The organism is Thermosynechococcus sp. NK55a (genome assembly GCF_000505665.1).
In the GTDB taxonomy this organism is placed as follows: domain Bacteria; phylum Cyanobacteriota; class Cyanobacteriia; order Thermosynechococcales; family Thermosynechococcaceae; genus Thermosynechococcus.
The window spans coordinates 2,246,686-2,268,593 of record NC_023033.1 but is presented as its reverse complement, the minus strand read 5'-3'; the positions used below and the strand labels follow the sequence as shown (position 1 = coordinate 2,268,593).

Below are 21,908 nucleotides of genomic sequence, written 5' to 3'. Positions count from 1 at the left end.
CCGCAATGGCCTATACCCTACTGGCCACAGTACTTCAGCAATGGCAGCAGGCTCCTGAATGGCAACAGCCACACCATTTCTTGCGTATCTTGGCGCATTGGTCAGAGCTTGTGGGAGCGATTGTGGCTGAGCACACTGTACCACTGGAACTCACCGCTGAAGGGGTTTTGTTCGTGGCAGTTGCCAGTAGTACTTGGGCACATCATTTGACGTTCTCGCGATCGCCCCTGAGGGCTAAAATTCAGCAGACCCTAGGCATTAGCCTCAGGGATATTCGCTTCTCTCATCGAGACTGGCGCCCCCCACGCCCGGCGATCGCCCGCCCTGAGGCCTTACCGAAAGTAGGAAATCTTCCCAATGTGGCTCCTGCAGCCACTCCCCAGGAGGCCTTTCAACGGTGGCAAGTCCAAGTCTGCCAGCGATCGCGAGACTATCCTCTGTGCCCCCGCTGTCAGTGCCCTACACCAGTCAAAGAATTGCAGCGCTGGGGAGTCTGTGGGCTGTGTTATGCGCGGTCAGCCTAAATACCAGCGCCGTTGAGAAACTCTTCAATGGGGCGATCGCTGAGGCGACAGGCTTGCCCTTGGGATGCTTGTAAATGTCCTTGAACCAGGGCAGGCACCTTTTCCTGCTGTTGCAGGGCTTGCACCTGTTGCTCTAGGAGTTCAATGCGATCCAACAGATAGCGAATGGCTTCCGCCTCAGAGTCAGGCAGTTGACCGTGTTCCAAGGGGGCAATTTTAGCTCCTGCACGATAGACAATCCGCCCGGGAATCCCCACCACCGTACAATCTGAAGGCACATCCCGCAGCACCACCGACCCTGCGCCAATGCGCACATTGTTCCCAATTGTGAGATTGCCCAACACCTTTGCCCCGGCACCAACAACCACATTTTCACCAAGGGTGGGGTGGCGCTTGCCGGTTTCTTTACCTGTCCCCCCCAGGGTGACCCCCTGATAAATCAAACAATAGTCACCCACAACCGCTGTCTCACCAATGACGACCCCCATGCCATGATCAATGAAAACCCCCTTGCCAATCGTGGCGCCGGGGTGAATTTCAATCCCTGTGAGGAGGCGGGCAATGTGGGAAATAAACCGAGGGATAAAGGGAATACCCCGCCGCCAAAGCCAGTGGCTCAACCGATGGAGAACAATGGCCTGCAGTCCGGGATAGCAAAAAACAACCTCTAACCAGTTGCGGGCAGCAGGATCCCGCTCAAAGATAATTTGAAAATCTGCTTTGAGGGTGCTGAGCACACGGGGCTCCTTGGCAGTGATGCAACCTAAACACCAGTTTTGATCTTAGCGGATTTTGTCAAGTTCTCAGAGGCTTCAGGAGACCATCAAAGGAGAAGCCTGCGATCGCCGAGTGCACTGTAGGCCATATTCGAGGGCTTCAGCAACCGCTTGGTAAGAAGCTTCAATGATATTGGCAGAGACCCCCACCGTTGCCCAGCGATCGCGCCCATTACTGGATTCCACCAGCACCCGAGTTTTAGCCGCCGTGCCCGCATGACCATCTAAAATCCGCACCTTGTAGTCCGTCAGGTGAAACTCGGCAATCTCTGGATAAAAGGACATCAAGGCCTTGCGCAGTGCTTGATCCAATGCCGAGACAGGGCCATTGCCCTCCGCCGCCGTGAGCATCTCCTCACCATTGACTTCAACTTTGACCGTGGCCAAAGACTGGCTGCGAATCGTGGCCTCCAGTTGGCGTGAATCAGTGCGGCAAAAGACATCAAAGCCCTTAAGGGTAAAGGGTCGCTGGCGTTGCCCTAGTACCTCCTGAATCAGCAGTTCAAAGCTAGCCTCCGCCGCTTCAAATTGATAGCCTTCGCTTTCTAGGTGCTTAATGCGCTCCAAAATCGTCCGACTCAGGGGATGCTGCCGATCCAACTCAAAGCCGAGTTCACTGGTTTTCGCCAAAATATTGCTGATGCCTGCCTGCTCAGAAATAATAATGCGCCGTTGATTGCCCACCACATGCGGCTCAATATGCTCGTAGGTACGGGGGTTGCGCTGCACAGCACTGACATGGACTCCCCCCTTGTGGGCAAAGGCCGACAGACCCACATAGGGCGCATGATCATCGGGGGCAAGGTTGACAATTTCACTCACATGGCGGCTTACTTCCGTCAGCGTCGCCAACTGCTCTGGGGCGACACAGTCATAGCCGAGTTTCAATTGCAGATTGGGAATCAAGGTACACAGATTGGCATTGCCACAGCGTTCGCCATAGCCGTTGATGGTTCCCTGCACCATCCGCACACCGCTTTGTACCGCCGCAAGGGCATTGGCCACTGCCGTCCCCGCATCATTGTGGGTGTGAATCCCCAAACAATCAAGACCACCCAAGTGCGCCATCACCTCTGCCACCACTGCCTGAATTTGATGGGGGAGGCAACCGCCATTGGTATCACAGAGAACTAACCAATCGGCACCGGCTGCTAGAGCCGTTTCAAGGGTTTGGAGTGCATATTCGGGATTGGCAAAGTAACCATCAAACCAATGCTCAGCATCGTAGATCACCCGTCGTCCGTGGGATTTCAGAAACTGAATGGAATCGGCAATCATGGCGCAGTTTTCCGCCAAGCTGGTCTTAAGACCGTCAGTGACATGGAGATCCCAAGACTTGCCAAAGAGGGTCACCCAGCGAGTACCGGCTGCTAGGATCGGCTCAAACATTGGCTCCTCTGCCGCCTTGCGACCGGGGCGACGAGTGGCACAAAAAGCAACGATTTCTGCCTGTTGTAGGGGTGTCTCCTGCAACTGCCAAAAAAACTGTACGTCCTTGGGATTGGCTCCCGGCCACCCCCCCTCAATAAAGGGAATCCCAAGGCGATCCAGTTGGCGGGCAATCCGCAGTTTATCTTCCAGAGAGAGGGAGAGACCTTCTCGCTGGGCGCCATCGCGCAGGGTAGTATCGTACAGCCAAATTTTCACTGTGCCGACTCTCCCTTGGGACCCTCATAGTCATTGGCGTAGGCTTGGAGCAGAGAACTGACCTGGCTAAAGACCTCTTTACCGGAGGTTTTGCCAATGGCCGATCGCTCCGGATGAAATTGTGGTCGCGCCATGTTGTGGTTAATGGCCTCTTGAACTTGGGTGCGAATTATGTCCATTAGTTCTTCTTGGGCCCGCTGGCGCTGGTACTGCGCTCCCTCTTCGGTGGTGGCATAAAGGGGCGGCAGACGGTTGAGGGCATAGGCAGCAATATCTCCTAAATCAAGGGCGCACTTTTGCTCTGCTTCAACGGCGGCGATGCGGGTCATGGCCTCCGTGAGCACCAGTTCTTCCATGACGTTGATAAATTGCTTGCGGGGGACAGCGACCACTTGACCCGTCAATAGGGCACCCATGAGGCGATCTAACGCCATGTAATCTTCCACGGAAAGTTCTGTGGCTTTATCGCAAATGCGTCCTACTTCTGCTTCCTGCGTTGGTGTCAAATAACCGTTGCGCAGTGCTTGCTCAACAATCTCTTGAATGCCCATAGGTGTTTCCAATGTAATTTCTCTGGGGAGATTTACCCCACTCAAATTTAGTATATGTGGTTAGTATATGTGGTATATCCTGAAAAACTATCAAGGTCAGATCACAAGATAAAATAATAATTGCTAGCAGCCTTCCCTTTTAGGGCTTGCCGGGGTGGCCTATGGTTGTTTGGTTAGTCTCTTTTTTCCAGGCAGTAGGGCCAGTTCTAGTGCCAATTTGTTTTTGTTTTGCTTGGTTACTGCTGGCAATCTTGGCTTGGGATCTGTGGCAGCTGACCCAGGAGGGGCTGGCGATCGCTCGCCGCCTGCATCAAATTCCCTGTGCCCGCTGTCGGTTCTTTTCGGGAGACTATCGGTTAAAGTGTTCACTGCATCCCGATTGGGCAGCTACTGAAGCGGCTATTCAATGTCCTGACTATCATTTTGAATAAAGCCCTAAGGAACCTAATTTATTCCTAAAGGGAGTTGGAAGAGGGATCACCTTGCTACGACAGTATCCACAATTGGTCATCTCCACAGAGGCGAGCACCTATGTCGTCCCTCTTATCGAAGGAAATTCATGGGTGATTGGCCGGGGCAAAGACTGCACGATTGTTTTGGCGGATCGCTGGTCCTCCCGTCGCCATGCGATGATTCAGCGTCTGGATAATGATGATTACTACCTTATTGATTTGGGGAGTCGCAATGGCTCTATTCTCAATGGCCAAATGATTCAGGTGCCAACACTTCTTAAAACGGGCGATCGCTTCATTATCGGCAAAACAACCCTTGAATTTCGCACTGATGAAGCTGTCTCCACCACACCGCCAGATGCCCCTGTTACCCTTCAACCCACCATTCTGATCATTCAACCCCCCGGCATTCAGGTACAAATTTGGCAAGAACTCCTGCGCAGTCAGGGTCTAGAAGTTGTCGTTGAATCGGGGCAAATCAACAGCCGCCGCATCATTAGTGATTTTGTGACCGTGATGCAGCGCAACCCTGACCTGTTGCTCCTTGATTCGCAACTGGAAAAACCGGATATTGGCAACCTCTTGAATTGGATCAAGGCAACGTATCCCCAGCTGCGCAGTTTCATCATTGATCGTTACGACAACCATATTTCCCCCGTGCAGCGACAATGGGCAGTAGAACATGGGGCAATGGATTGGTTGCCGGCACTGCCCGATGAAAATCTCACAATGTTTGGGGCGGAAATTGCGGCTCAATTGCGGCGCATTCTCAAGGCCTTGGGGCGCAACACACTAGAGCAAGAGAAGCTCGCAGTTACCCTTTTGAATCTGCAATTGGCGATAACTGATGATTTGCCCTCCCAGTTGCTCAGTGAGTATGTGAATCGTCCGCCCTTTCCTCTGCAATAGTTGGCAGTTGATCCACCTGAAAATACTGGTGAAAGCGCTCAGTGACTTGGAGGATATAGGAGCGACTTCGGTTATCCCGCCGCCGCTGAATAAACCCCAGGGTAAGGAGTTCTTGAATGTGTTGGTAGGCGCTAGAACCCCGCAGTGCAATCACCTCTGGTTGGCGAATGGGTCCACGAAGGGCAATTAGGGCTAATGTGCGTTGTGCCGCAACCCCCAATTCAACGGGGACAAGGGACTGAACTAGTTCTTGAAAGGCGGACTTTAGTTGCAGGCTATATTTATCGTCAATTTGGACAACTTCGAGGGCCGTCTGGCGATGGGCATAGTCGTTGAGGAGCTCAATCAGCGCTAGTTCAATGGCCTCAGGGTCAGTGCCGGCAAGGGCTGCCAGTTCAGTCAGCGTAAGGGGCTGTGCCTTCAGATATAGAATTGCCTCTACCCGCATCGTTAATGTACGCAGGTCGGTGTCCCCTTGCATAGGCTATTGCCAGCGGAACAGGGCAGCTCCCCAAGTTAAACCGGCACCAAAGCCAGCGGTGGCAATTAAATCTCCAGGTTGAATATGCCCCTGTTGAATCGGCTTGCTAAGGGCGAGGGGAATCGAGGCGGCGGAGGTATTGCCACACTGAGCCACATTGCTAATCACTTTCTCCTGAGGAATGCCTAAACGCTCAGCCACCGCGTCAAGGATGCGTTGGTTTGCCTGATGCAACACCAGCCAGTCAATTTCCTCAACGGTACACCCAGCGCGGTGCAGGGCTTTCTCAATCACCTCGGGAACTTGGGTGACGGCAAAGCGATACACTTCACGGCCATTCATAGCAATGGGAGCAAATCCGCCTTGGGCGATCGCGAGATTTTCCCCTAAGGTCTGGGGAGTACCCACAAAGGCAAGGGTAAGGTGCTCATTGAGGCGACCATCACTGCGCAGTTCAAAGCTCAAGAGCTGATCGACATCGCTGGCTTGCAAGACCATCGCGCCGGCGCCATCGCCAAAGAGAATGCAGGTACGGCGATCGCCCCAATCCACCCAACGGGAGAGAAGATCCCCCCCCACGACAAGGGCACTGCGGTAGGCACCGGTGCGCAAATACTGAGCCGCCGTGACCAAGGCAAAGAGAAAGCCAGAACAGGCCGCTGTCAAGTCGAAGGCCACGGCATTCACTGCCCCAATGCGAGTTTGCACCAAGCAGGCCGTACCAAAGAGATCATCGGGCGTCGAGGTAGCCAAGATGATCAAATCTACCGCTGTGGGTTCTAGTCCTGCCATCTGTAGGGCTGCCCCTGCTGCTTCGCTGGCCAGATCCACAAGGCACTGCTCAGGAGCCGCCACGTGCCGTTCTTGAATACCCGTACGGGACTGAATCCACTCATCTGAGGTGTCCACAAGGGCACTGAGGTGGGCATTGGTCAAGCATTGACGGGGGGTTGCCGCACCCACGCCGCTAAATTTAACGCCCTGCACAGTCACTAAGCCTGATCCTCAACGGCAACGGCATGCTGGTAACAGGCCTGAATCCGCTCTGAAACACGATGATCCACTGCTTCCTTGGCCAAGCGAATGGCATTAAAAATCGAGGGGGCTTGGGAACTGCCGTGGCTAATGATACAGATGCCATCCACCCCCAAAAGGAGGCCACCGCCATGTTCTGCATGATCAATGCGCTGCTTAATTTTGCGGAGATTGGGACGCAGCAGCGCCGTACCCAGTTGACCCCGCCAGCCCCGAGGTAACTCTTCACGGAGAATTTGTATGAGGACACTCCCCAAGGATTCAGCAAATTTGAGCAGAACGTTGCCGACAAACCCATCGCAGACCACAACATCAAATTGTCCCGACAGGACATCGCGGCCTTCTGCATTGCCCAAGAAGGAGATTTGGCGATTTTGCCGCAGGAGTTGATGCGCCTTTAGGGCCAGATCGTTGCCTTTACAGTCCTCTTCGCCAATGTTGAGCAAGCCCACCTTCGGATCGGACACATCTAAGACATACCGGCTATAGATGGATCCCATGAGTGCAAATTGCTCAAGGTATTTGGGGCGGCAGTCCACATTGGCGCCCACATCAAGCACGAGGACGGATTTGCCGGGGATGAGGGTGGGTAAGACTGCACCAATGGCGGGGCGATCGATCCCAGGGAGTCGGCCTAAGCGCAATAGTGCCGCGGCCATCGCTGCCCCTGAGTGACCAGCGGAAACAACTGCATCAGCCGCACCTGCTTTGACCAGATCCATCGCCACGTTAATCGAGGCCTTGGGCTTGCGTTTGAGGGCGCTGAGGGGTTCTTCCCCCATGTCAACAGCATCACTGGCTTCAATAATTTGGGGCTTGGCTGTGGGGGCATGTTCATCGAGGTAGCGCTGAATGGGCACCGGATCACCCACAAGGAGAATATCGGCATCTAATTCTTCACTGGCTCTGAGGGCGCCAGCAACAATCTCATCGGGAGCATAGTCACCCCCCATGGCATCCACAGCAATCCGTGCACGAGTCATTGGCTGAACTCTTACGACAAAATCCTTCAGAATTTTAGCAGATGGCAGGCCTTTTCCGGTGGATGGCCAATCCCCAGGGGCGGCCAGGGGGAGAGGGTCTTCGATCCCCCAATCCCTAGCCCAATTTGCAAAAAAGGGGCTAAAGTCCTCCTGAACCCTTCACTTGCCAAGCGGGAAGCCCATCTAGGCAGAGAAACCTAAATTGAGGCCTGTACCATTGTGGACATGGGCCAGTTGTTCGTACTTGCGGGCATGCTGACGTAGATCGGCGGCCTCAGTGTCGCTCACTTCACGCACGACTTTGGCGGGAATGCCCAGAACCAACGAGCGGGGAGGAACATCTTTGCTGACCACTGCCCCAGCACCGACAATGCTGCCAGCTCCCACCCGAACGCCATTGAGAACCACCGCGCCAATGCCAATTAAGCAGCCGTCTTCCACCGTTGCCCCATGAATGACTGCGCGATGCCCAACAGTGACCTCTTCACCAAGAATCGTAGGCTGCCCCGGATCGCCATGGAGGATGGCACCATCTTGAACATTGGTGTGGGCACCAATCTCGATGTAGGCCACGTCACCGCGTAAAACAGCGCCGTACCAAATGCTACAGCCTTCAGCCAAGCGAACATCGCCAACAAGGGTGGCATTGGGGGCAATAAAGGCAGCGCGATCGCTGACAACGGGTGGCCAAAAAGCACTAGGGGCAGTGATTACCATGGTTTATCCCAACAAAAACCTAAACGACTGTTTGCAAACTCAACCTAAGGATTCGGAACTGCTGGTGTCGTAGGTGCCGGTGAGGGCGTGACGGCTTCCGGGGTGGGAGGGAGGGCCTCCTCTCGGGAAGGACGGCGTTCAGGCACGGGTAGGTGGAAAAAGATCGCAGCCATGACGGCTAAGCTGGCGGCGCCAATACCCAAGGGCATGAGTTGTTTGCGCAAGGGCACAGCAGGGGCGATCGCCCGCCGAGGGAGGGAATGGAATGTTGGTCTTAGGGTAGGCAGTGTCTGGCTATCACTACAGAGTTGATCTAGGGCCTCCACCAGATCCGCCAGTTGCAGCCAAGTGAGCTGCACTTCTAGGGGTTCAGGGGATGGCTCTGCATTCTCTTGGGGAGACGTTTGCAGCAACTTTCGCGGAATGTGGAGGGACACTTGATTAAAGCCCTGAATGTTGACCTGAATCGGGTACTGGGGCGATCGCCGCAACTTGACACCACTCAACCAGGTTTGGGCAGCGGCTGGCACGCTATTGAGCAAGGCCACAAGGAATTCTTTGCCCCCCTTGAGCCGCTGATTCTGGCCAACGATTTCCCACTCACAGAGGGTGACAATATCCAACTGTTCTGCGCCCGCTTGACTGCTGAGTCCTTCAATTCGCAGTGTGCAGTTGGGCAATGAATACTGGCGTTGCAGCAGCATTAACTCACTTCCCCGTCAAATAAACTCAACCAAAGGCGTTCCATGCCCTTTGTGCCTGCGCAGAGCAGAAGTTGTGCCAAAAGCTTTAGACCCAACTCATTGAGGGCTTGGTTATTTTTGTAGAGAAAGAGACCCGATCGCTGGAGGTTCATGCGTTTGCGGAAGTGACGGCGGAAGCGATCTAAATATTCCGCCAAGGGGGCATAGGTTTCCGGGGGCAAATTTTGCGCCTGCAACTGATCCAACACCAAAAGTAAATGCCGCAGGATTGCCGTCTGCCGCCGCGCCACTTGCACAACTACGGCGGTGAGGGCCTTTGTTTCCGCCAAGGGTAAGGGGGTACGCTGGGTAATTTGGCGAAAGGGATTGGTGCAGCGAATTTGCCAAAATACAACCCGATTGGGGATCATCACTTGCAGTTGCAGATCCCGCAGCACTTGGAGCATCAACTCAGAGGCATTCAAATCAACGCACTCTAGGGCAAGCAACAATAAGTCTAATTGCCAACGGGCCCGCCGAGGACACAGACTCACCCCTTGGGGGTCGGGCAGTGCCGCCAACATCGGGGGTAATAGCTCCACCTCAGGGGATTGGATTGTTTCTGGCATTGAGTTTGCCGTTTCCATACTCTCTAGAGTGCTCACTATACAGCAATGATGACAGGACGCATGGTGAAGTAGGTCTAAATGATCTTACCCGTTTCACCGATGACGACTGCCGCCTAGTCCTTAATGTTGCCCACGAGGCTGATTCTTCGAAAAATCAGGCTAGACTTGAGGGGAACCAGATGATTGTGAGGTTGCAATGAGTCAAGAAATTCCTCCCCCAGAAGCCTATGTGGTGCTTGGACTGGCTCATTGTTTTGTGCAAGTAGAGGGAAAACTCCAGCCCGTAGAGATTATTGAGCCGATTCCCTCAGCGGCCTTGGAAGCCCTGCTCCATGGCTTGCCCACTTCTTACAGTGAAGCCCATGCCCTCACCTACGGTGCTGCCCAAGACCCACAGCAGGTGCGACCGCAGTTTCCCCCCACTGCCCATCTGTGTGATGACTATGGCGATCGCCTTGCAGCCGCTGCCCGCACCTACATTGCCCGTCCCCAAAGTACCCGTCATATTCCCCTTGGCGAAACCTACCGCAACTTCAATACTTCCACAGAACGTCAACGGGTGCTCAATTCCGAGCGCATCGTGACCGCTGCCGACAATGTCAAACAACACGCCTATACCCACCAAGTCCTTTAACCTATTCTTAGATGCACTAGAGGGAAATGACCATGGTCAGTGAAGTACAGCCGGCGTCCTCAACCTCCCTTGATCTTGCCCCTGAAAATTGGGTTGAGACGATTGAAACTGTCATTTCCGGTCTTCACCAAGGGGACGCTCCCCGCGTTGGCCAAACGGACAGTGGCAAAATTTGGATGTTTCGCTACGGCAGTGCGGATGTTTTCGTACAACTGAGTGGCCAGACGGAGGAGGACTTTCTCACCATTTGGTCACCGGTGCTGCCCCTGCCTGTAACCGATGAATTGGGACTGTATCGTAAGCTGCTGACGTTGAACTGGCTGACTACCTTGGAAGCGCATTTTGCTATTGCCGAGGAACAAGTACAGGTAGTGGCTACCCGTACCTTAGGCGGCATCACTGCGGGTGAAATTGCTCGCTTAATTACGATTGTGGCAACCCTAGCCGATGACTATGACGACGCCCTTAGGGCTGAGTTTAAGGGCTAATCAGGGCTTTCATATCCCGTACCGCTTGTACCATGCCCACAAGAACGGCGCGGCTGATAATGGTGTGGCCAATATTGAGTTCTTCAATGCCTTCAAGGCGGGCGATCGCTCCGACATTGGTGTAGGTCAATCCATGGCCCGCATTCACCCGCAGGCCCAAGGATTTTGCCTGTTGGACACCGTGAGCTAAAATCGCCAATTCCTGCTGTTGCGCCGCTTCCCCCTTGGCTTCAGCATAGCGGCCGGTGTGCAGTTCAATAAACTGAGCGGTGGTTTTGGCAGCTGCCTCCAGTTGAGCTGGATCGGCATCAATAAACAGGCTCACGGGAATTCCCGCTCTTTGCAGGGTTTGCACCACTTGGGTCAAGGGTTCCTGCTGACTCACCACATCTAGACCCCCTTCAGTGGTGACTTCTTCGCGCCGCTCAGGCACCAATGTCACGTAATCTGGGCAAATATCAAGGGCGATCGCCACCATTTCGGGGGTGGCAGCCATCTCTAGGTTCAAATGGGTGGATACCGTCTGCCGCAGGAGCCGCACATCTCGCTCTTGAATATGGCGACGATCTTCGCGCAGATGTACGGTAATGCCATCAGCTCCCCCCAGTTCTGCCAAAACGGCTGCGGCTATGGGATCGGGTTCGACCGTGCGCCGGGCTTGGCGAATTGTTGCCACATGATCAATGTTGACCCCTAGGGTTGCCACTGAATTGCTCCTTCGTTGGGATAGAAGCTCAACCTTTTGGATAATACACCAAGGGCATCCCCCGATTGCGCACCCCAGCAGCCGCTAGCGTCCCAACTTATTGGGAACTCCCTCACAGCCACCGGGAATCGTTTCGCGGGAACGGCTGCCACTCCAAGCACAGCAATAGTAGCGTTGTTCTTCGGAGAGGTTCTTGACATTGGTAAAGTTGACATCCTCGACCACTGCACCGGTTTGTGCCCCTGTGCGAAAGTTAGGGGGATTCAAGCGATCGCGGGGACTAGCCTGCTCGACTGTACCGTAAAATAGGCGAACACGACTGAGATCGGCATTCGTGAAATCCGCCCCCTGTAAAATCGCACCTGCGAGATTGGCTCGTGTCAAATTACAGTTGCGAAAGAGTGTTCCCGTTAGATTGGCATCACTCAATTCGGTCCAGCGCAAGTCGGTACCACTCAGATCAGCACCCGCTAGCATACTGCCGAGATTAATCACCCGCACACCGTATTCAATGTCTTCCTCATAGCCACCCAACCCATCAAAAATCGCCCGTCCCAGCCGGCGATCGCGCTTCAGCGGCGATAGTAGCTTTGCGCCTGACAAAAAGCGAATAATCTTGGCCTTGCCTTCGGCATCTAGTCCCGCCAAGATAGCAGCAGTGCGTCCTTCGGCGATCGCCCGCTCCGGCGGCCAGTCCTCCAATAGGCCCTCATCGTCAAGGATGAGGTCGGCAATCCCTTGGAAATAACTGTCAATCGTTTGCTGTTGGGTAATGCGGTTCTGTTGAATTGTCAAATCCCGAGAGATGACATACTGTCGCCAAGCCACATAGGCCGCCAAGAGGGCCACCAAAATTTGCCCCAAGGCACCGAAGCCTTCAGCCAGTGCCCCTACTGCATCCCAATTTGTACCTTGAAACCGTGCCCGAATCCAGTCCATCGCCCCAGTCATGGCAATGAGTGCCACCACTGTCAAACTCAGACCCAATGCGGCCAAAATGAACTGCCGTTGTTGTTCCGTCAAATCCTCCGTAAACCAGTGGTAGGTCGAAGTCCAGACCAAGGGGAAACTCAGTCCCCCCAGCACTAGAGCAGCCACCACACCCAGCGCATCCCAATCCAGTCCCCAAGCCACCACAACAGTGACCATGGCGATTGGCATCAATACCGAACGCAGCGACTGCCAACCCGTGCGCCAACGATTGCGAGCTGCCAACACTTTACTGAGACGCAAAGCAGCCGCTGTTTGGTTTTCACGGAGAGTCATTTTATCTTCGCCCATCAAGATTTGTCCTTAAAGGAATTAACCCAATCATACAAACCCTTTCCCAAGGACAAAACATGCTTAAACGCGGGAAACTCAGCATTAGAGAAGGGATAGCCTGTCGGGGGTTTAGAAAAGGTCTGTGTCAGCATTTTTCTTGGGGACATGGCGCTCCCCCTTTCTCTCCTGAGAGAAGGTTGTACAATAATTCATAAAGTTTTCAGAAAACATTTTGGGAGGTTATGGGTATGGATTGGCGTGTCCTGATTGTCCTGTTACCTGTCCTACTGGCTGCAGGCTGGGCAGTTCGCAATATTTTGCCCTATGCAGTGAAGCAAGTTGAAAAGCTCCTGCAAAAAGCAAAAGCAGCCTAGGACTTGCATTTGAGCGGGTTGGTGGGCAAGTTCTCCCCAAGACATCAGCAGGCGTGTTGCCACTGGTTTGACTTTGGGGAGACTTTTCTATAATGGGAAGTGTATTGTTAATTTTTGTAAATTAGTTTTTAGGTTACTGCCATGCCTTCCCTCGAACAGCTTGCCCATCAACTGGAGAGTCCCAACTCCCGCGATCGCCTACTGGCGCTAGCGGCACTACGGGATGTCCCTTCTGCGGATGCCGTACCCCTGATTAAAAAAGTCCTTTGGGACGAAAATCTCCAAATTCGCTCAATGGCTGTCTTTGCCCTTGGTGTCAAATCCACACCGGAGTGCTTTGAAATTCTGGTGCAGTTGCTTGAGAGTGAGCCTGACTATGGCATTCGTGCCGATGCTGCGGGTGCCTTGGGCTATCTCGAAGATGGACGTGCCTTTGAACCTCTGGTGCGCGCCTTTTATGAAGACACCGACTGGTTAGTGCGCTTTAGTGCGGCTGTGGCCCTGGGCAACCTCAAGGATCCGCGGGCAGTAGATGTGTTGCGATCGGCGCTGAAAAGCGAGGAAGTGGTGATGCTTCAAGGAGCGATCGCCGCCCTAGGAGAAATTGGCGACCCCAGGGTTGTGGAAGATATTTTGCCCTTTGTCACCGCAGAGGATTGGTTGCTACGGCAACGGCTGGCTGAAGCTCTGGGCAACCTGCCTAGCCCCAAAACCCAAGCCGCTCTGGAATACCTCGCCAAAGACGAGCATCCCCATGTGGCATTAGCAGCTCAGATTTCTTTGCAACGCTTGCAGGAGCGGCTTTCCTCTGAAGTTCAGGGCACCGGCAATTGAGATCAATGAGATCAAACCCTTTGGTTACTGCGGCTTCTGCCACAACTCTCTAAACTGGAAAGAAAGGCGCGGCATCCGCAGTAACCTATCCCTATGTCTATCCGCATTAAATTTCTGCCTTACCTCGTGGCAGTGCTGATCGGGGTGATTGGTGCGATTATTCTTTCACAACTGCACTTTACACTGTGGTGGGAGCCCGACCTACTGACACAACCGCCACCCATTGTGGAGGCAGAACCAGAAACCGCTGCTGTTGAACCCTTACCGACTCCCCAGGTGCCAAGCAACCCGCAACCGAATGGTCTGCGCGTCAGTAATCAGACGGCCTTTCCTGTGCGCGTGGTCTTGCTTGCTGCCCGCGATCGCGCCCATCCCAACACCGGGGCAGTTCACTGGGATTTTGCTCCTATGGAAGGTAACCTTAGGGGATTACTGTTAACACTGCCCGAAGGTAAGCTCACCCTCCAGTCGGGGGATATTGTCTTGGCCTTTACCCTCGATGGTTCCAAACGCTACTGGGGACCCTATGTGATTGGTGAAAATAGCGAACTGCAGCGCGATCGCCAGAGCCAAGAGTGGCAGTTGGTCCTCCGCCCCTAGGGGACTTCCTAGGTTGGCAGAGGGACTTTTACACCAATGGCCTACCAATGGCCTCTCTCTTGTGTTAATGGCTAGCCTTGGCCGTGGCTTTGGCAGCGGCATCAGCAGTATCGTGATGGTGGTTATTGGAAGTGGGCCGGGGTTGAATGACACCATAGCCCCCATGATTGCGTTCATAGACCACGTTGATTTCTCCCGTATCGCGATTGCGGAAGACATAGAAGTCGTGATCCACCATTTCTAGGTGCTCAAGGGCTTCTTGGATGGTCATCGGCGGCATGGCAAAGTATTTCATCCGCACCACTTGTTCGGGCAGTTGTGGTGTGCGATCGCCCACTAGATCAGTCACCACTTCAGGTTCAACAACACTATTGGTGTCCTTAGCGCGGGACTTATCTTGGCGTTTTTCTTTGAGCTTGCGAAGTTTGCGCGCAATTTTGTCAGCAACGAGATCAATACTGGCGTAGAGATTTTCACTGCTTTCTTCGGCGCGAATCACTGAGCCATTAGCAAATAGGGTCACTTCCGCGGTTTGTTTGGGGGCTGTGCTGCGGTTACGAGCCACGGAAAGATGCACATCAACTTCGTTAATCACATTCTGGAAATGACTGGTGGCTCGCTCAATTTTTTGGTTCACATAGCTGCGAATGCCATCCGTAATGTCAATGTTTTTACCGTGAATCACTAGCCTCATAGGGTTGCCTCCCCTGAGCAAAACAGGCTGATCTACTTCCACCCTAACATCTTCGTATCGGGGATTACAGGGCATCCTGAGGCTCTTCACCTTTATTCGTGTTCTGTGATAATTCTTATCATCTAGCTCTTGACAATTTGGCACCCCTATGAAAAGTGCCCTCGGTTGGCATTGTGCCTTGGGAATCATCCCCTACCGCGATGCTTGGCGCTGGCAACAACAACTGGTGGCTGAGCGCCGTCAAAATCCCGCAGCCCCAGATGTTCTCCTCACCCTTGAGCATCCCGCCATCTACACCCTTGGCCAAGGGGCAACCACCACCCACATTCACTTTGATCCCGTAGCTACAGGCATTGAGGTATTGCGTATTGAGCGGGGAGGCGATGTCACCTACCACTGCCCTGGCCAATTGGTGGCCTACCCGATTTTGAATTTACGCCGCCACTGCTGCGATTTGCATTGGTATCTCCACCAGTTGGAGGAAGTCGTAATTCAAACCCTAGGACACTATGGCATTAAAGGGGAGCGCGTTGCCGGCCTGACGGGTGTTTGGGTAGAGGGATACAAGGTGGCCGCAATTGGGATCAAGGTGACCCGTTGGATTAGCTTCCACGGCATTGCCCTCAATGTGGTGAACGATCTAAAGGGTTTTGGTCGCATTGTCCCCTGTGGCATTGGTGATCGCCCGGTGGGCAACCTGCGGCAATTTTGTGCCGACATTCAACTGGAGGATGTCCGGCAGCAGTTTGTTGCTGCCTTTAGCCGGGTTTTTGGGCTCGAATTTGCCCCCAAAGCCCTTGCTGATCTCCTGATCCCCATCTCTAGTTGACAAAGTTTAATCTTTATTTCAGGAATTGGCTGTTATGAATTGGCAACTTTCAGGGCACAATTTAAGTCTAAGTAGATTAGGATACAGGCCAACTCCCTCTGCTTTGCTAGGCTAACCCTATACAAACCTCCGCTTTATCAGTACGAGTCGTCATCTTCATCTCGATAAATCTTTTATCTACATTCTTCCTTGCCAAATAGTGTTTAGAACCTGTGCTGCTATGATGAACTCCGCTTCTAAAACGCCAACCCCCACCGCTAGCACCGACATGGTGCGCACCTACCTCCAGGAAATTGGGCGCGTGCCGCTGCTGACCCATGAGCAGGAAATTATTCTGGGTAAACAGGTGCAGCAAATGATGGCACTGCGGGAAAAACGCGATGCCTTGACCAAAGAACTCGGACGCGAAGCCACTTTTGAAGAATGGGCGGCGGCCTGTAATCTGACGCCTACGGAATTGCGCAATATCCTCAAGCGCGGCGAACGCGCCAAGCAAAAAATGATTGAAGCCAACCTACGGCTTGTGGTTTCGGTGGCCAAGAAGTATCAAAAACGTAATCTTGAATTGCTGGACTTGGTGCAAGAGGGCACCCTGGGTCTCGAACGCGGTGTGGAGAAGTTTGATCCCACGCGGGGCTACAAGTTCTCTACCTATGCCTATTGGTGGATTCGTCAGGCAATTACACGGGCGATCGCCCAACAGGCGCGGACAATTCGGCTGCCCATCCATATCACTGAAAAGCTCAACAAGATCAAACGCACCCAACGGGAACTGGCGCAAAAACTGGGACGGAGTGCGACGCCTGCTGAGGTGGCTGAGGCTCTAGAACTCGAACCCGAGCAAATTCGGGAATACCTGACCCTTGCTCGCCAACCCGTTTCCCTTGATCTACGTGTGGGAGACAATCAGGACACTGAACTCGGTGAACTGCTCGAGGATGACAGTCTTTCGCCAGAGCAATTTACCACAGTGGAGTCCCTGCGGGATGAGGTCAACCTGTGGCTGGCGGAACTCACCCCCCAACAACGGCAAGTCCTCACCCTGCGCTACGGGTTGGGGGATGGCCAAGAACGGTCCCTCGCCAAGGTGGGTGAGCAACTCAACCTCAGCCGTGAACGGGTGCGGCAACTGGAGCGGCAAGCCCTTGATCACCTGCGGCGGCGGCGCCGGCAAATGTATGAATACTTGGCCAGCTAAGGCGTGGATTGAGGCACTTGACCTGCAACCCCATCCGGAGGGGGGCTATTTCCGCGAGGTTTATCGCTCAGCAGGGAGCATTCCCAGAGCAGTTTTGCCCTCAGGCTTTCAGGGGGGCGATCGCGCCTACTGTACGAGCATCTATTTCTTGCTCCCCTCCACGGCCTGCTCGCGACTCCACCGCATTGCCAGTGATGAACTGTGGCACTTTTACACAGGCAGTAGCCTAACGCTCCATGTGATTCTACCGACGGGTGAGTACCAGCCCCTACGGTTGGGGATCAACCTGGATCAGGGGGAGCAATTGCAACAGGTGGTACCGGCGGGGGCATGGTTTGGAGCAACGGTGGATACGCCAGACAGTTTTAGTCTGGTGGGCTGTACGGTGGCACCGGGATTTGACTTTCGCGATTTTGAATTGGGCGATCGCCAGCAGTTACAGCAGCAGTTTCCCCAACACCAGAGATTAATTGAACGCTTGACGCTCTAAACATTTCTAAACATTAAAGAGGGTTTGCAAACGGTGACGAATCCACTGCAAGGGGGGCAGGCTTTTGATTTCTTGGGAGTTCACTAGGCCAAGTTCTTGAAGCACCTGCTGTCGTGCCGCCAGTTCATGGGCAATCTCCTCTGCCAATTGGGGGTGAGCTTGCAGCAGTCGCTGTACCGCTGAGCGAGGGACAACGAATAATGAAGTTGCCTCTAGTGCCCGCACGGTGGCAGATCGTGGCATTCCCGTCAGCACTGAAATTTCCCCAAAGAAACTCCCCCCATAGAGCGTGGCTAAGATTTGATCCAACTGCTCTGAGTACACTTCCACTGATCCCTCAAGGACAATGTAAAAGGCATCTCCCGGGCTCCCTTCGCGACAAATCGCTTCCCCTCTACCATAAAACTGGCGAGTACCCAACTCAATCAGCATTTGCAACTGGGCATTGGAACAGTGGGAGAAATAACTGATATTGCGCAGCATATCCGCCAGGGAGAGTTTCGCCTGAGGGGTTTTTTCAACAGTGGGTTCAGCAGCCGTCGGGGGCTCGGCGTCCTTTGCCTCTGAATGCTGGTAATACTGGGTCAAAGAACGCAGTTCCCCCAAATCTCGCAACCGTAGATCCAACTGGGGAAAGGGAACCTCAATATGCCGCTGCCGTAGCTCTTGCTCAATGAGGAAATTGAGAGCACTTTTAATGGGTTCAGAATCTTGGGGGCGGTTAATCCAGACCAGCAATTCAAAGAGATAGGCACTCTGCCCAAAACCGCGAAACCAAACGCTAGGGGGTGGGGTTAGTAGGACGCGCGGATCCTGACGGGCAGCACTCAGGAGCGCTTCAGTGACCAGAACCGTATCACTGCCGTAGGCAACACTTACGGGGATATGGATGCGGCTATCGGGGCTACCGTAACTCCAGTTGACGACGTTCTTTTCAATAAAGCGGTTGTTGGGGACAATGACGTACTGGCTGTCGTTGGTGCGGATAATCGTAGCCCGAATAGAGATCTTCTCAACGGTGCCCAAGAGACCATCTACCTCGATAAAGTCACCCACTTTAATGGGGCGCTCCAGTAGAAGCGCTAGGCCACTAATGAAGTTACTGGCGAGGGTTTGTAAACCAAACCCAAAACCAATCCCCAAAACCCCCGCCAACACCGTGAGGGAACTGAGATCAATGCCTGCTGTTTGCAGGACAACAATAAAACCAATAAAACTGAGGCTATAGCTGACAACACGGGTAACGGTTTCTTGACTGCCCCGATCCACCCGCAACTGTGCGAGAATTCGGTCTTTGAGCCACTCACTGATCCAGCGGGAGGTAAAAATCACCAGAACAAAGAGAAAGACAACTAAAAAGAGAAAGTTCAGTGTGATTTTTGTTCGCCCCAACTCTATAAGGGGGGTATTAAAGACAACTCCGACTCGCTGCAGGAGGAACTGAATTGCATTCTCAATGTGCCCCTGCCAAGGGGCTAAACTTTCAACCGATTGCAGCACCCAAGACAAAATTAATGCCCAAAGTAAAACCCGCAACGTCAGGCGCAATAGACTGGCCACTAGCGAAAACCAGGGTTGGGAGTGTTGACTAACTTTGCTATGGAGCCGCTGTTGCAGTTGATCAATGCCCTTTAGCAGTAGCCAGTCGGTGACAACGGCGATCGCCACAAGGGCAACGATTTGACTAGCCTCAATCAATGCCACCCGTAGGCGCTGGGTGCGTGTGAGTTGGGCAATGAGCAGCCCTGCAGGCACTGCCGCTAAAAAGAGATTTAGATACCTAATCATGGTCCCAAAGAGTGTGCGCGAGCGGCTTTAATGACTGCCACCACGTCGGCATGTTTCCCGTCTAGCGCCCACACCAAAGCCGTCCAAGAATTCTGATCCTTGGCGTTGAGATCTGCACCGGCTGCAATCAGTTGTTTAACTGTAGCCGTTTGGCCCTTTGCCGCTGCGGCCATTAAGGGGGTCAGACCAAAGACCGTTTGAGCATTGACATTGGCACCGGCTGCTAGGAGTTTCTCAACAATGGCGGTATGTCCTCCACCGGCTGCAGCCATCAATGGTGTCCAACCCTCACTGTCTCCTTGGTTGACCTCTACCCCTGCGGCAATCAATGCCTCCACAATCTGGATGCGACCCAGTTCCGCTGCCAGTGCCAAGGCCTCTGCTGGGATTTCAAGGCCGCTGGCGATCGCCTCCTGAATAGCGGCCAGGTTTCCTTGCTCAATCGCGGTTTCAATGGCTGTCATCCGCTGCATCATTGCCTGTGGCCTGCCTCTAATAAGGAAAAGATAATCTATCTGAGTTAAAATGGGGTCTGCATTGAGTTCGGGATTGCATGCTATGGATATTATCACGCTCGGTTGGGTGGGTGTTCTCAGTGTCTTTACGCTTTCGATCGCCTTTGTGGTCTGGGGGCGTCACGGCATGTAGCGCATCGGGCTGGGGGTATGACCACTTCATTGGCCGATCTTTTGATTCTGGTGGCTCTGCTGCTACTGATTGTCGTGACTGGTGGCATTGGCTATCTGACCTTTGCTGAGTGGCGCGATCGCCGGCGTCTGCAGGCGGAGCAAAAAGAACAACGACGGGGGCGCAAACGTTAATGGTTGCTCCTCTAAAGGTTTTGGGCGATCGCCTCCGCAGTGCTCTGCAAGCGGCCCTTCCCCTAGATACCTTTCCCCAACCCCTGTTAGTGCCAGCCAGTCAAGCAAAGTTTGGCGACTATCAATCCAATGTTTGCCTCAGCCTCGCCAAGCAACTGGGCAAAGCGCCCCGTGAGCTAGCCCAAGAGGTTGTGGCACATCTGGAAGTTGAGGATCTCTGTCAACCCGTTGAAATTGCGGGGCCTGGCTTCCTGAACTTTCGCCTAAAACCAGCGTTTTTGGCCTCCACTCTGCAAGCTGCTCTTGGGAGCGATCGCTTGGGCATTCCGCCAGCACGAGAGCCACAACGGGTGGTGGTTGATTTTTCCAGCCCCAACATTGCCAAGGAAATGCACGTGGGTCATCTGCGCTCCACAATTATTGGTGACTGCATTGCCCGCATTCTTGAATTTCAAGGCCATAATGTTCTGCGGCTCAACCATGTGGGGGACTGGGGTACCCAATTTGGCATGCTGATTGCCTACTTGGATGAGGTTTATCCTGACGCCCTGACTACCGCTAATGTCCTTGACTTGGGGGACTTAGTAACATTTTACAAAAAGGCCAAGCAACGCTTTGACAGCGATCCTGAATTTCAGCAAAAAGCACGGGCAAAGGTGGTCGCACTTCAGCAAGGGGAAGAGCAGAGTCGCCGTGCTTGGCAGCTCCTGTGTGAGCAATCCCGCCGCGAGTTTCAAAAGATCTATGATCTGCTGGATATTCAACTCACAGAGCGAGGGGAGTCCTTCTACAATCCCTTTTTACCGGCGGTGATTGAGGACTTGGCTGCTTGCGGCCTACTGGTGGAAGATCAGGGGGCAAAGGTGGTCTTCCTCGAGGGCTTCACCAATAAAGAAGGGCAACCCCAACCCTTGATTATTCAGAAGTCCGATGGGGGCTACAACTACGCAACCACGGATTTAGCTGCCCTCCGCTATCGCATTGACAAAGACCAAGCCGATTGGATTATTTACGTCACTGATGTTGGGCAGTCCACCCACTTTGCCCAGGTGTTTCAGGTGGCGCAGCGCGCTGGTTGGGTGCCGCCCCATGTAACGTTAACCCATGTCCCCTTTGGCTTGGTCCTGGGGGAGGATGGCAAACGCTTGAAAACCCGCTCAGGGGAAACAATTCGCCTCATCGATTTACTGACGGAGGCGATCGCCCGTAGTCGAGCAGATTTAGAGCAGCGTCTTGCTGCCGAAGGTCGCACCGAGTCCTCTGAATTTATTGATACCGTGGCACGGGCGATCGGCATCGGTGCTGTCAAGTATGCCGATCTCAGCCAAAACCGCAACAGCAACTACGTCTTTAGCTACGACAAGATGCTCTCTTTACAAGGCAACACTGCGCCCTACCTCCTCTATGCCTATGTGCGTGTCCAAGGCCTAACACGGCGCGGCGACATTGATTGGTGTACCCTCTCACCAGATACCCCCCTATTTCTAGAGGATGAGACCGAGCAAAACCTTGCCAAACACCTTGTGCAACTCGAGGAAACCCTTGACCTTGTTAGCACGGAGCTATTGCCCAACCGCCTCTGCCAATACCTCTTTGAACTAAGCCAGCTTTTCAACCAGTTCTACGATCGCTGCCCTATCCTCTCGGCTACTGAGCCAACGAAGCAATCCCGTCTAACTCTTGCCTATCTCACTGCTCAAACGCTGAAACTAGGGCTATCTCTTCTGGGGATTCCAGTTTTGGATCGGATTTAGGGCCTACTGGTTACACTGGGGCACATCAGGCCATTTCCGGGAAGGGAT

General features: G+C 53.6%; 28 protein-coding genes. 14 read left to right on the top strand and 14 right to left on the bottom strand.

The features are described from left to right. The first annotated feature begins 5 nt into the window (after positions 1 to 5). Complete coding sequence (locus tag NK55_RS11030) at positions 6 to 524, top strand: DciA family protein (protein ID WP_024125782.1); 519 nt, start codon at positions 6 to 8, stop codon at positions 522 to 524. On the opposite strand, the gene cysE is transcribed toward NK55_RS11030, so the two are convergent. From cysE to NK55_RS11015, 3 genes are all read right to left on the bottom strand, one after another. After that, positions 521 to 1,261: a serine O-acetyltransferase gene (gene cysE / locus NK55_RS11025; RefSeq protein ID WP_024125781.1), complete on the bottom strand. Its 741-nt coding sequence runs from the start codon at positions 1,259 to 1,261 to the stop codon at positions 521 to 523. The two genes, NK55_RS11030 and cysE, sit on opposite strands and share 4 nt — an antisense overlap. A gap of 75 nt (positions 1,262 to 1,336) precedes the next feature. Beyond that, positions 1,337 to 2,947 (bottom strand): citramalate synthase, encoded by a 1,611-nt coding sequence (gene cimA / locus NK55_RS11020; protein WP_024125780.1) that lies wholly within the window; start codon positions 2,945 to 2,947, stop codon positions 1,337 to 1,339. Then, positions 2,944 to 3,498, bottom strand: a complete 555-nt coding sequence (locus tag NK55_RS11015; protein WP_024125779.1) for a late competence development ComFB family protein — start codon at positions 3,496 to 3,498, stop codon at positions 2,944 to 2,946. The genes cimA and NK55_RS11015 overlap by 4 nt, the downstream gene beginning before the upstream one ends. Positions 3,499 to 3,707: 209 nt before the next feature. Between NK55_RS11015 and NK55_RS11010 the strand changes: the two genes are divergently transcribed. Both NK55_RS11010 and NK55_RS11005 read left to right on the top strand, forming a co-directional pair. Then, the gene (locus tag NK55_RS11010) at positions 3,708 to 3,929 is read left to right on the top strand and encodes a hypothetical protein (RefSeq protein ID WP_255325261.1); all 222 of its coding nucleotides are present in this window, start codon (positions 3,708 to 3,710) and stop codon (positions 3,927 to 3,929) included. Positions 3,930 to 3,980: 51 nt separating this feature from the next. Further along, positions 3,981 to 4,859 carry an FHA domain-containing protein gene (locus NK55_RS11005; protein ID WP_024125777.1) on the top strand — a complete coding sequence of 293 codons (879 nt, stop codon included), beginning with the start codon at positions 3,981 to 3,983 and terminating at the stop codon, positions 4,857 to 4,859. Here NK55_RS11005 and scpB read toward each other — a convergent pair. The 6 genes from scpB to NK55_RS10975 all read right to left on the bottom strand — a co-directional run bounded on the left by scpB (position 4,819) and on the right by NK55_RS10975 (position 9,387). Continuing rightward, positions 4,819 to 5,340, bottom strand: coding sequence for an SMC-Scp complex subunit ScpB (scpB, locus tag NK55_RS11000; RefSeq protein ID WP_024125776.1), 522 nt, complete (start codon positions 5,338 to 5,340; stop codon positions 4,819 to 4,821). The two genes, NK55_RS11005 and scpB, sit on opposite strands and share 41 nt — an antisense overlap. A 3-nt stretch (positions 5,341 to 5,343) precedes the next feature. Continuing rightward, complete coding sequence (locus NK55_RS10995) at positions 5,344 to 6,333, bottom strand: beta-ketoacyl-ACP synthase III (RefSeq protein ID WP_024125775.1); 990 nt, start codon at positions 6,331 to 6,333, stop codon at positions 5,344 to 5,346. Beyond that, a complete protein-coding gene (plsX, locus tag NK55_RS10990) occupies positions 6,333 to 7,358 on the bottom strand; it encodes a phosphate acyltransferase PlsX (protein WP_024125774.1) in 1,026 nt (341 codons plus the stop codon). Before plsX ends, NK55_RS10995 begins: the two co-directional genes overlap by 1 nt. 183 nt (positions 7,359 to 7,541) lie before the next feature. Continuing rightward, positions 7,542 to 8,075 carry a gamma carbonic anhydrase family protein gene (locus NK55_RS10985; protein ID WP_024125773.1) on the bottom strand — a complete coding sequence of 178 codons (534 nt, stop codon included), beginning with the start codon at positions 8,073 to 8,075 and terminating at the stop codon, positions 7,542 to 7,544. 44 nt (positions 8,076 to 8,119) lie between these two features. Next, positions 8,120 to 8,779, bottom strand: a complete 660-nt coding sequence (locus tag NK55_RS10980) for a DUF4335 domain-containing protein (protein WP_024125772.1) — start codon at positions 8,777 to 8,779, stop codon at positions 8,120 to 8,122. Beyond that, positions 8,779 to 9,387, bottom strand: a complete 609-nt coding sequence (locus NK55_RS10975) for a DUF3038 domain-containing protein (RefSeq protein WP_024125771.1) — start codon at positions 9,385 to 9,387, stop codon at positions 8,779 to 8,781. Before NK55_RS10975 ends, NK55_RS10980 begins: the two co-directional genes overlap by 1 nt. A gap of 196 nt (positions 9,388 to 9,583) precedes the next feature. On the opposite strand from NK55_RS10975, the gene NK55_RS10970 reads away from it, so the two are divergent. Together NK55_RS10970 and NK55_RS10965 are read left to right on the top strand one after the other, a co-directional pair. Then, a complete protein-coding gene (locus NK55_RS10970; RefSeq protein WP_024125770.1) occupies positions 9,584 to 10,021 on the top strand; it encodes a hypothetical protein in 438 nt (145 codons plus the stop codon). Between the two features lie 26 nt (positions 10,022 to 10,047). Continuing rightward, positions 10,048 to 10,509, top strand: a complete 462-nt coding sequence (locus NK55_RS10965; protein ID WP_041429281.1) for a YbjN domain-containing protein — start codon at positions 10,048 to 10,050, stop codon at positions 10,507 to 10,509. On the opposite strand, the gene NK55_RS10960 is transcribed toward NK55_RS10965, so the two are convergent. After that, positions 10,499 to 11,215, bottom strand: a complete 717-nt coding sequence (locus NK55_RS10960; protein ID WP_024125768.1) for a pyridoxine 5'-phosphate synthase — start codon at positions 11,213 to 11,215, stop codon at positions 10,499 to 10,501. The genes NK55_RS10965 and NK55_RS10960 overlap by 11 nt on opposite strands. Positions 11,216 to 11,299: 84 nt before the next feature. Next, positions 11,300 to 12,481 carry a pentapeptide repeat-containing protein gene (locus NK55_RS10955; protein ID WP_225871755.1) on the bottom strand — a complete coding sequence of 394 codons (1,182 nt, stop codon included), beginning with the start codon at positions 12,479 to 12,481 and terminating at the stop codon, positions 11,300 to 11,302. A 239-nt stretch (positions 12,482 to 12,720) separates the two neighbouring features. Here NK55_RS10955 and NK55_RS10950 point away from each other — a divergent pair, with 239 nt between their 5' ends. The 3 genes from NK55_RS10950 (at position 12,721) to NK55_RS10940 (ending at position 14,286) form a co-directional block, all read left to right on the top strand. Then, a complete protein-coding gene (locus tag NK55_RS10950; RefSeq protein ID WP_081711794.1) occupies positions 12,721 to 12,852 on the top strand; it encodes a photosystem II protein Y in 132 nt (43 codons plus the stop codon). 141 nt (positions 12,853 to 12,993) lie between these two features. Next, the gene (locus NK55_RS10945) at positions 12,994 to 13,686 is read left to right on the top strand and encodes a HEAT repeat domain-containing protein (RefSeq protein ID WP_024125765.1); all 693 of its coding nucleotides are present in this window, start codon (positions 12,994 to 12,996) and stop codon (positions 13,684 to 13,686) included. Between the two features lie 93 nt (positions 13,687 to 13,779). Next, positions 13,780 to 14,286 carry a hypothetical protein gene (locus NK55_RS10940; RefSeq protein WP_024125764.1) on the top strand — a complete coding sequence of 169 codons (507 nt, stop codon included), beginning with the start codon at positions 13,780 to 13,782 and terminating at the stop codon, positions 14,284 to 14,286. Between the two features lie 64 nt (positions 14,287 to 14,350). Here NK55_RS10940 and hpf read toward each other — a convergent pair whose 3' ends face one another. Further along, positions 14,351 to 14,980 carry a ribosome hibernation-promoting factor, HPF/YfiA family gene (gene hpf, locus NK55_RS10935; RefSeq protein WP_024125763.1) on the bottom strand — a complete coding sequence of 210 codons (630 nt, stop codon included), beginning with the start codon at positions 14,978 to 14,980 and terminating at the stop codon, positions 14,351 to 14,353. A 148-nt stretch (positions 14,981 to 15,128) separates the two neighbouring features. On the opposite strand from hpf, the gene lipB reads away from it, so the two are divergent. From lipB to NK55_RS10920, 3 genes are all read left to right on the top strand, one after another. Continuing rightward, positions 15,129 to 15,809: a lipoyl(octanoyl) transferase LipB gene (lipB, locus tag NK55_RS10930; protein ID WP_024125762.1), complete on the top strand. Its 681-nt coding sequence runs from the start codon at positions 15,129 to 15,131 to the stop codon at positions 15,807 to 15,809. A gap of 220 nt (positions 15,810 to 16,029) precedes the next feature. Continuing rightward, a complete protein-coding gene (locus NK55_RS10925) occupies positions 16,030 to 17,007 on the top strand; it encodes an RNA polymerase sigma factor, RpoD/SigA family (RefSeq protein ID WP_157869729.1) in 978 nt (325 codons plus the stop codon). Next, positions 16,988 to 17,497 (top strand): cupin domain-containing protein, encoded by a 510-nt coding sequence (locus NK55_RS10920; RefSeq protein WP_024125760.1) that lies wholly within the window; start codon positions 16,988 to 16,990, stop codon positions 17,495 to 17,497. Before NK55_RS10925 ends, NK55_RS10920 begins: the two co-directional genes overlap by 20 nt. Before the next feature lie 6 nt (positions 17,498 to 17,503). Here the strand turns inward: NK55_RS10920 and NK55_RS10915 are convergent, their stop codons facing one another. Together NK55_RS10915 and NK55_RS10910 are read right to left on the bottom strand one after the other, a co-directional pair. Beyond that, the gene (locus NK55_RS10915) at positions 17,504 to 19,285 is read right to left on the bottom strand and encodes a mechanosensitive ion channel domain-containing protein (protein ID WP_024125759.1); all 1,782 of its coding nucleotides are present in this window, start codon (positions 19,283 to 19,285) and stop codon (positions 17,504 to 17,506) included. Then, entirely contained in the window at positions 19,282 to 19,761 is a 480-nt protein-coding gene (locus NK55_RS10910) for an ankyrin repeat domain-containing protein (protein ID WP_024125758.1), read from the bottom strand. The genes NK55_RS10915 and NK55_RS10910 overlap by 4 nt, the downstream gene beginning before the upstream one ends. 82 nt (positions 19,762 to 19,843) lie before the next feature. Between NK55_RS10910 and petN the strand changes: the two genes are divergently transcribed. Genes petN through argS form a run of 3 tightly spaced genes read left to right on the top strand, consistent with a single transcriptional unit; the run spans position 19,844 to position 21,860 of the window. Continuing rightward, on the top strand, positions 19,844 to 19,933 hold the full coding sequence (gene petN / locus NK55_RS10905) for a cytochrome b6-f complex subunit PetN (RefSeq protein WP_011056671.1): 90 nt from the start codon (positions 19,844 to 19,846) through the stop codon (positions 19,931 to 19,933). 17 nt (positions 19,934 to 19,950) lie between these two features. Further along, positions 19,951 to 20,106 (top strand): hypothetical protein, encoded by a 156-nt coding sequence (locus tag NK55_RS13720; protein WP_024125756.1) that lies wholly within the window; start codon positions 19,951 to 19,953, stop codon positions 20,104 to 20,106. Next, positions 20,106 to 21,860, top strand: coding sequence for an arginine--tRNA ligase (gene argS, locus NK55_RS10895; RefSeq protein WP_024125755.1), 1,755 nt, complete (start codon positions 20,106 to 20,108; stop codon positions 21,858 to 21,860). Before NK55_RS13720 ends, argS begins: the two co-directional genes overlap by 1 nt. The last annotated feature ends 48 nt before the right edge of the window (positions 21,861 to 21,908 follow it).

Excerpts from the sequence above, each read along its gene's own strand:
- NK55_RS11030 (WP_024125782.1), top strand. The coding sequence starts at position 6 with ATGGCCTATACCCTACTGGCCACAGTACTTCAGCAATGGCAGCAGGCT.
- NK55_RS11015 (WP_024125779.1), bottom strand. The coding sequence starts at position 3,498 with ATGGGCATTCAAGAGATTGTTGAGCAAGCACTGCGCAACGGTTATTTG.
- scpB (WP_024125776.1), bottom strand. The coding sequence starts at position 5,340 with ATGCAAGGGGACACCGACCTGCGTACATTAACGATGCGGGTAGAGGCA.
- plsX (WP_024125774.1), bottom strand. The coding sequence starts at position 7,358 with ATGACTCGTGCACGGATTGCTGTGGATGCCATGGGGGGTGACTATGCT.
- NK55_RS10985 (WP_024125773.1), bottom strand. The coding sequence starts at position 8,075 with ATGGTAATCACTGCCCCTAGTGCTTTTTGGCCACCCGTTGTCAGCGAT.
- NK55_RS10980 (WP_024125772.1), bottom strand. The coding sequence starts at position 8,779 with ATGCTGCTGCAACGCCAGTATTCATTGCCCAACTGCACACTGCGAATT.
- NK55_RS10975 (WP_024125771.1), bottom strand. The coding sequence starts at position 9,387 with ATGCCAGAAACAATCCAATCCCCTGAGGTGGAGCTATTACCCCCGATG.
- NK55_RS10970 (WP_024125770.1), top strand. The coding sequence starts at position 9,584 with ATGAGTCAAGAAATTCCTCCCCCAGAAGCCTATGTGGTGCTTGGACTG.
- NK55_RS10965 (WP_041429281.1), top strand. The coding sequence starts at position 10,048 with ATGACCATGGTCAGTGAAGTACAGCCGGCGTCCTCAACCTCCCTTGAT.
- NK55_RS10955 (WP_225871755.1), bottom strand. The coding sequence starts at position 12,481 with ATGACTCTCCGTGAAAACCAAACAGCGGCTGCTTTGCGTCTCAGTAAA.
- NK55_RS10950 (WP_081711794.1), top strand. The coding sequence starts at position 12,721 with ATGGGTATGGATTGGCGTGTCCTGATTGTCCTGTTACCTGTCCTACTG.
- NK55_RS10945 (WP_024125765.1), top strand. The coding sequence starts at position 12,994 with ATGCCTTCCCTCGAACAGCTTGCCCATCAACTGGAGAGTCCCAACTCC.
- NK55_RS10940 (WP_024125764.1), top strand. The coding sequence starts at position 13,780 with ATGTCTATCCGCATTAAATTTCTGCCTTACCTCGTGGCAGTGCTGATC.
- hpf (WP_024125763.1), bottom strand. The coding sequence starts at position 14,980 with ATGAGGCTAGTGATTCACGGTAAAAACATTGACATTACGGATGGCATT.
- lipB (WP_024125762.1), top strand. The coding sequence starts at position 15,129 with ATGAAAAGTGCCCTCGGTTGGCATTGTGCCTTGGGAATCATCCCCTAC.
- NK55_RS10925 (WP_157869729.1), top strand. The coding sequence starts at position 16,030 with ATGATGAACTCCGCTTCTAAAACGCCAACCCCCACCGCTAGCACCGAC.
- NK55_RS10920 (WP_024125760.1), top strand. The coding sequence starts at position 16,988 with ATGAATACTTGGCCAGCTAAGGCGTGGATTGAGGCACTTGACCTGCAA.
- NK55_RS10915 (WP_024125759.1), bottom strand. The coding sequence starts at position 19,285 with ATGATTAGGTATCTAAATCTCTTTTTAGCGGCAGTGCCTGCAGGGCTG.
- NK55_RS10910 (WP_024125758.1), bottom strand. The coding sequence starts at position 19,761 with ATGATGCAGCGGATGACAGCCATTGAAACCGCGATTGAGCAAGGAAAC.
- petN (WP_011056671.1), top strand. The coding sequence starts at position 19,844 with ATGGATATTATCACGCTCGGTTGGGTGGGTGTTCTCAGTGTCTTTACG.
- NK55_RS13720 (WP_024125756.1), top strand. The coding sequence starts at position 19,951 with ATGACCACTTCATTGGCCGATCTTTTGATTCTGGTGGCTCTGCTGCTA.
- argS (WP_024125755.1), top strand. The coding sequence starts at position 20,106 with ATGGTTGCTCCTCTAAAGGTTTTGGGCGATCGCCTCCGCAGTGCTCTG.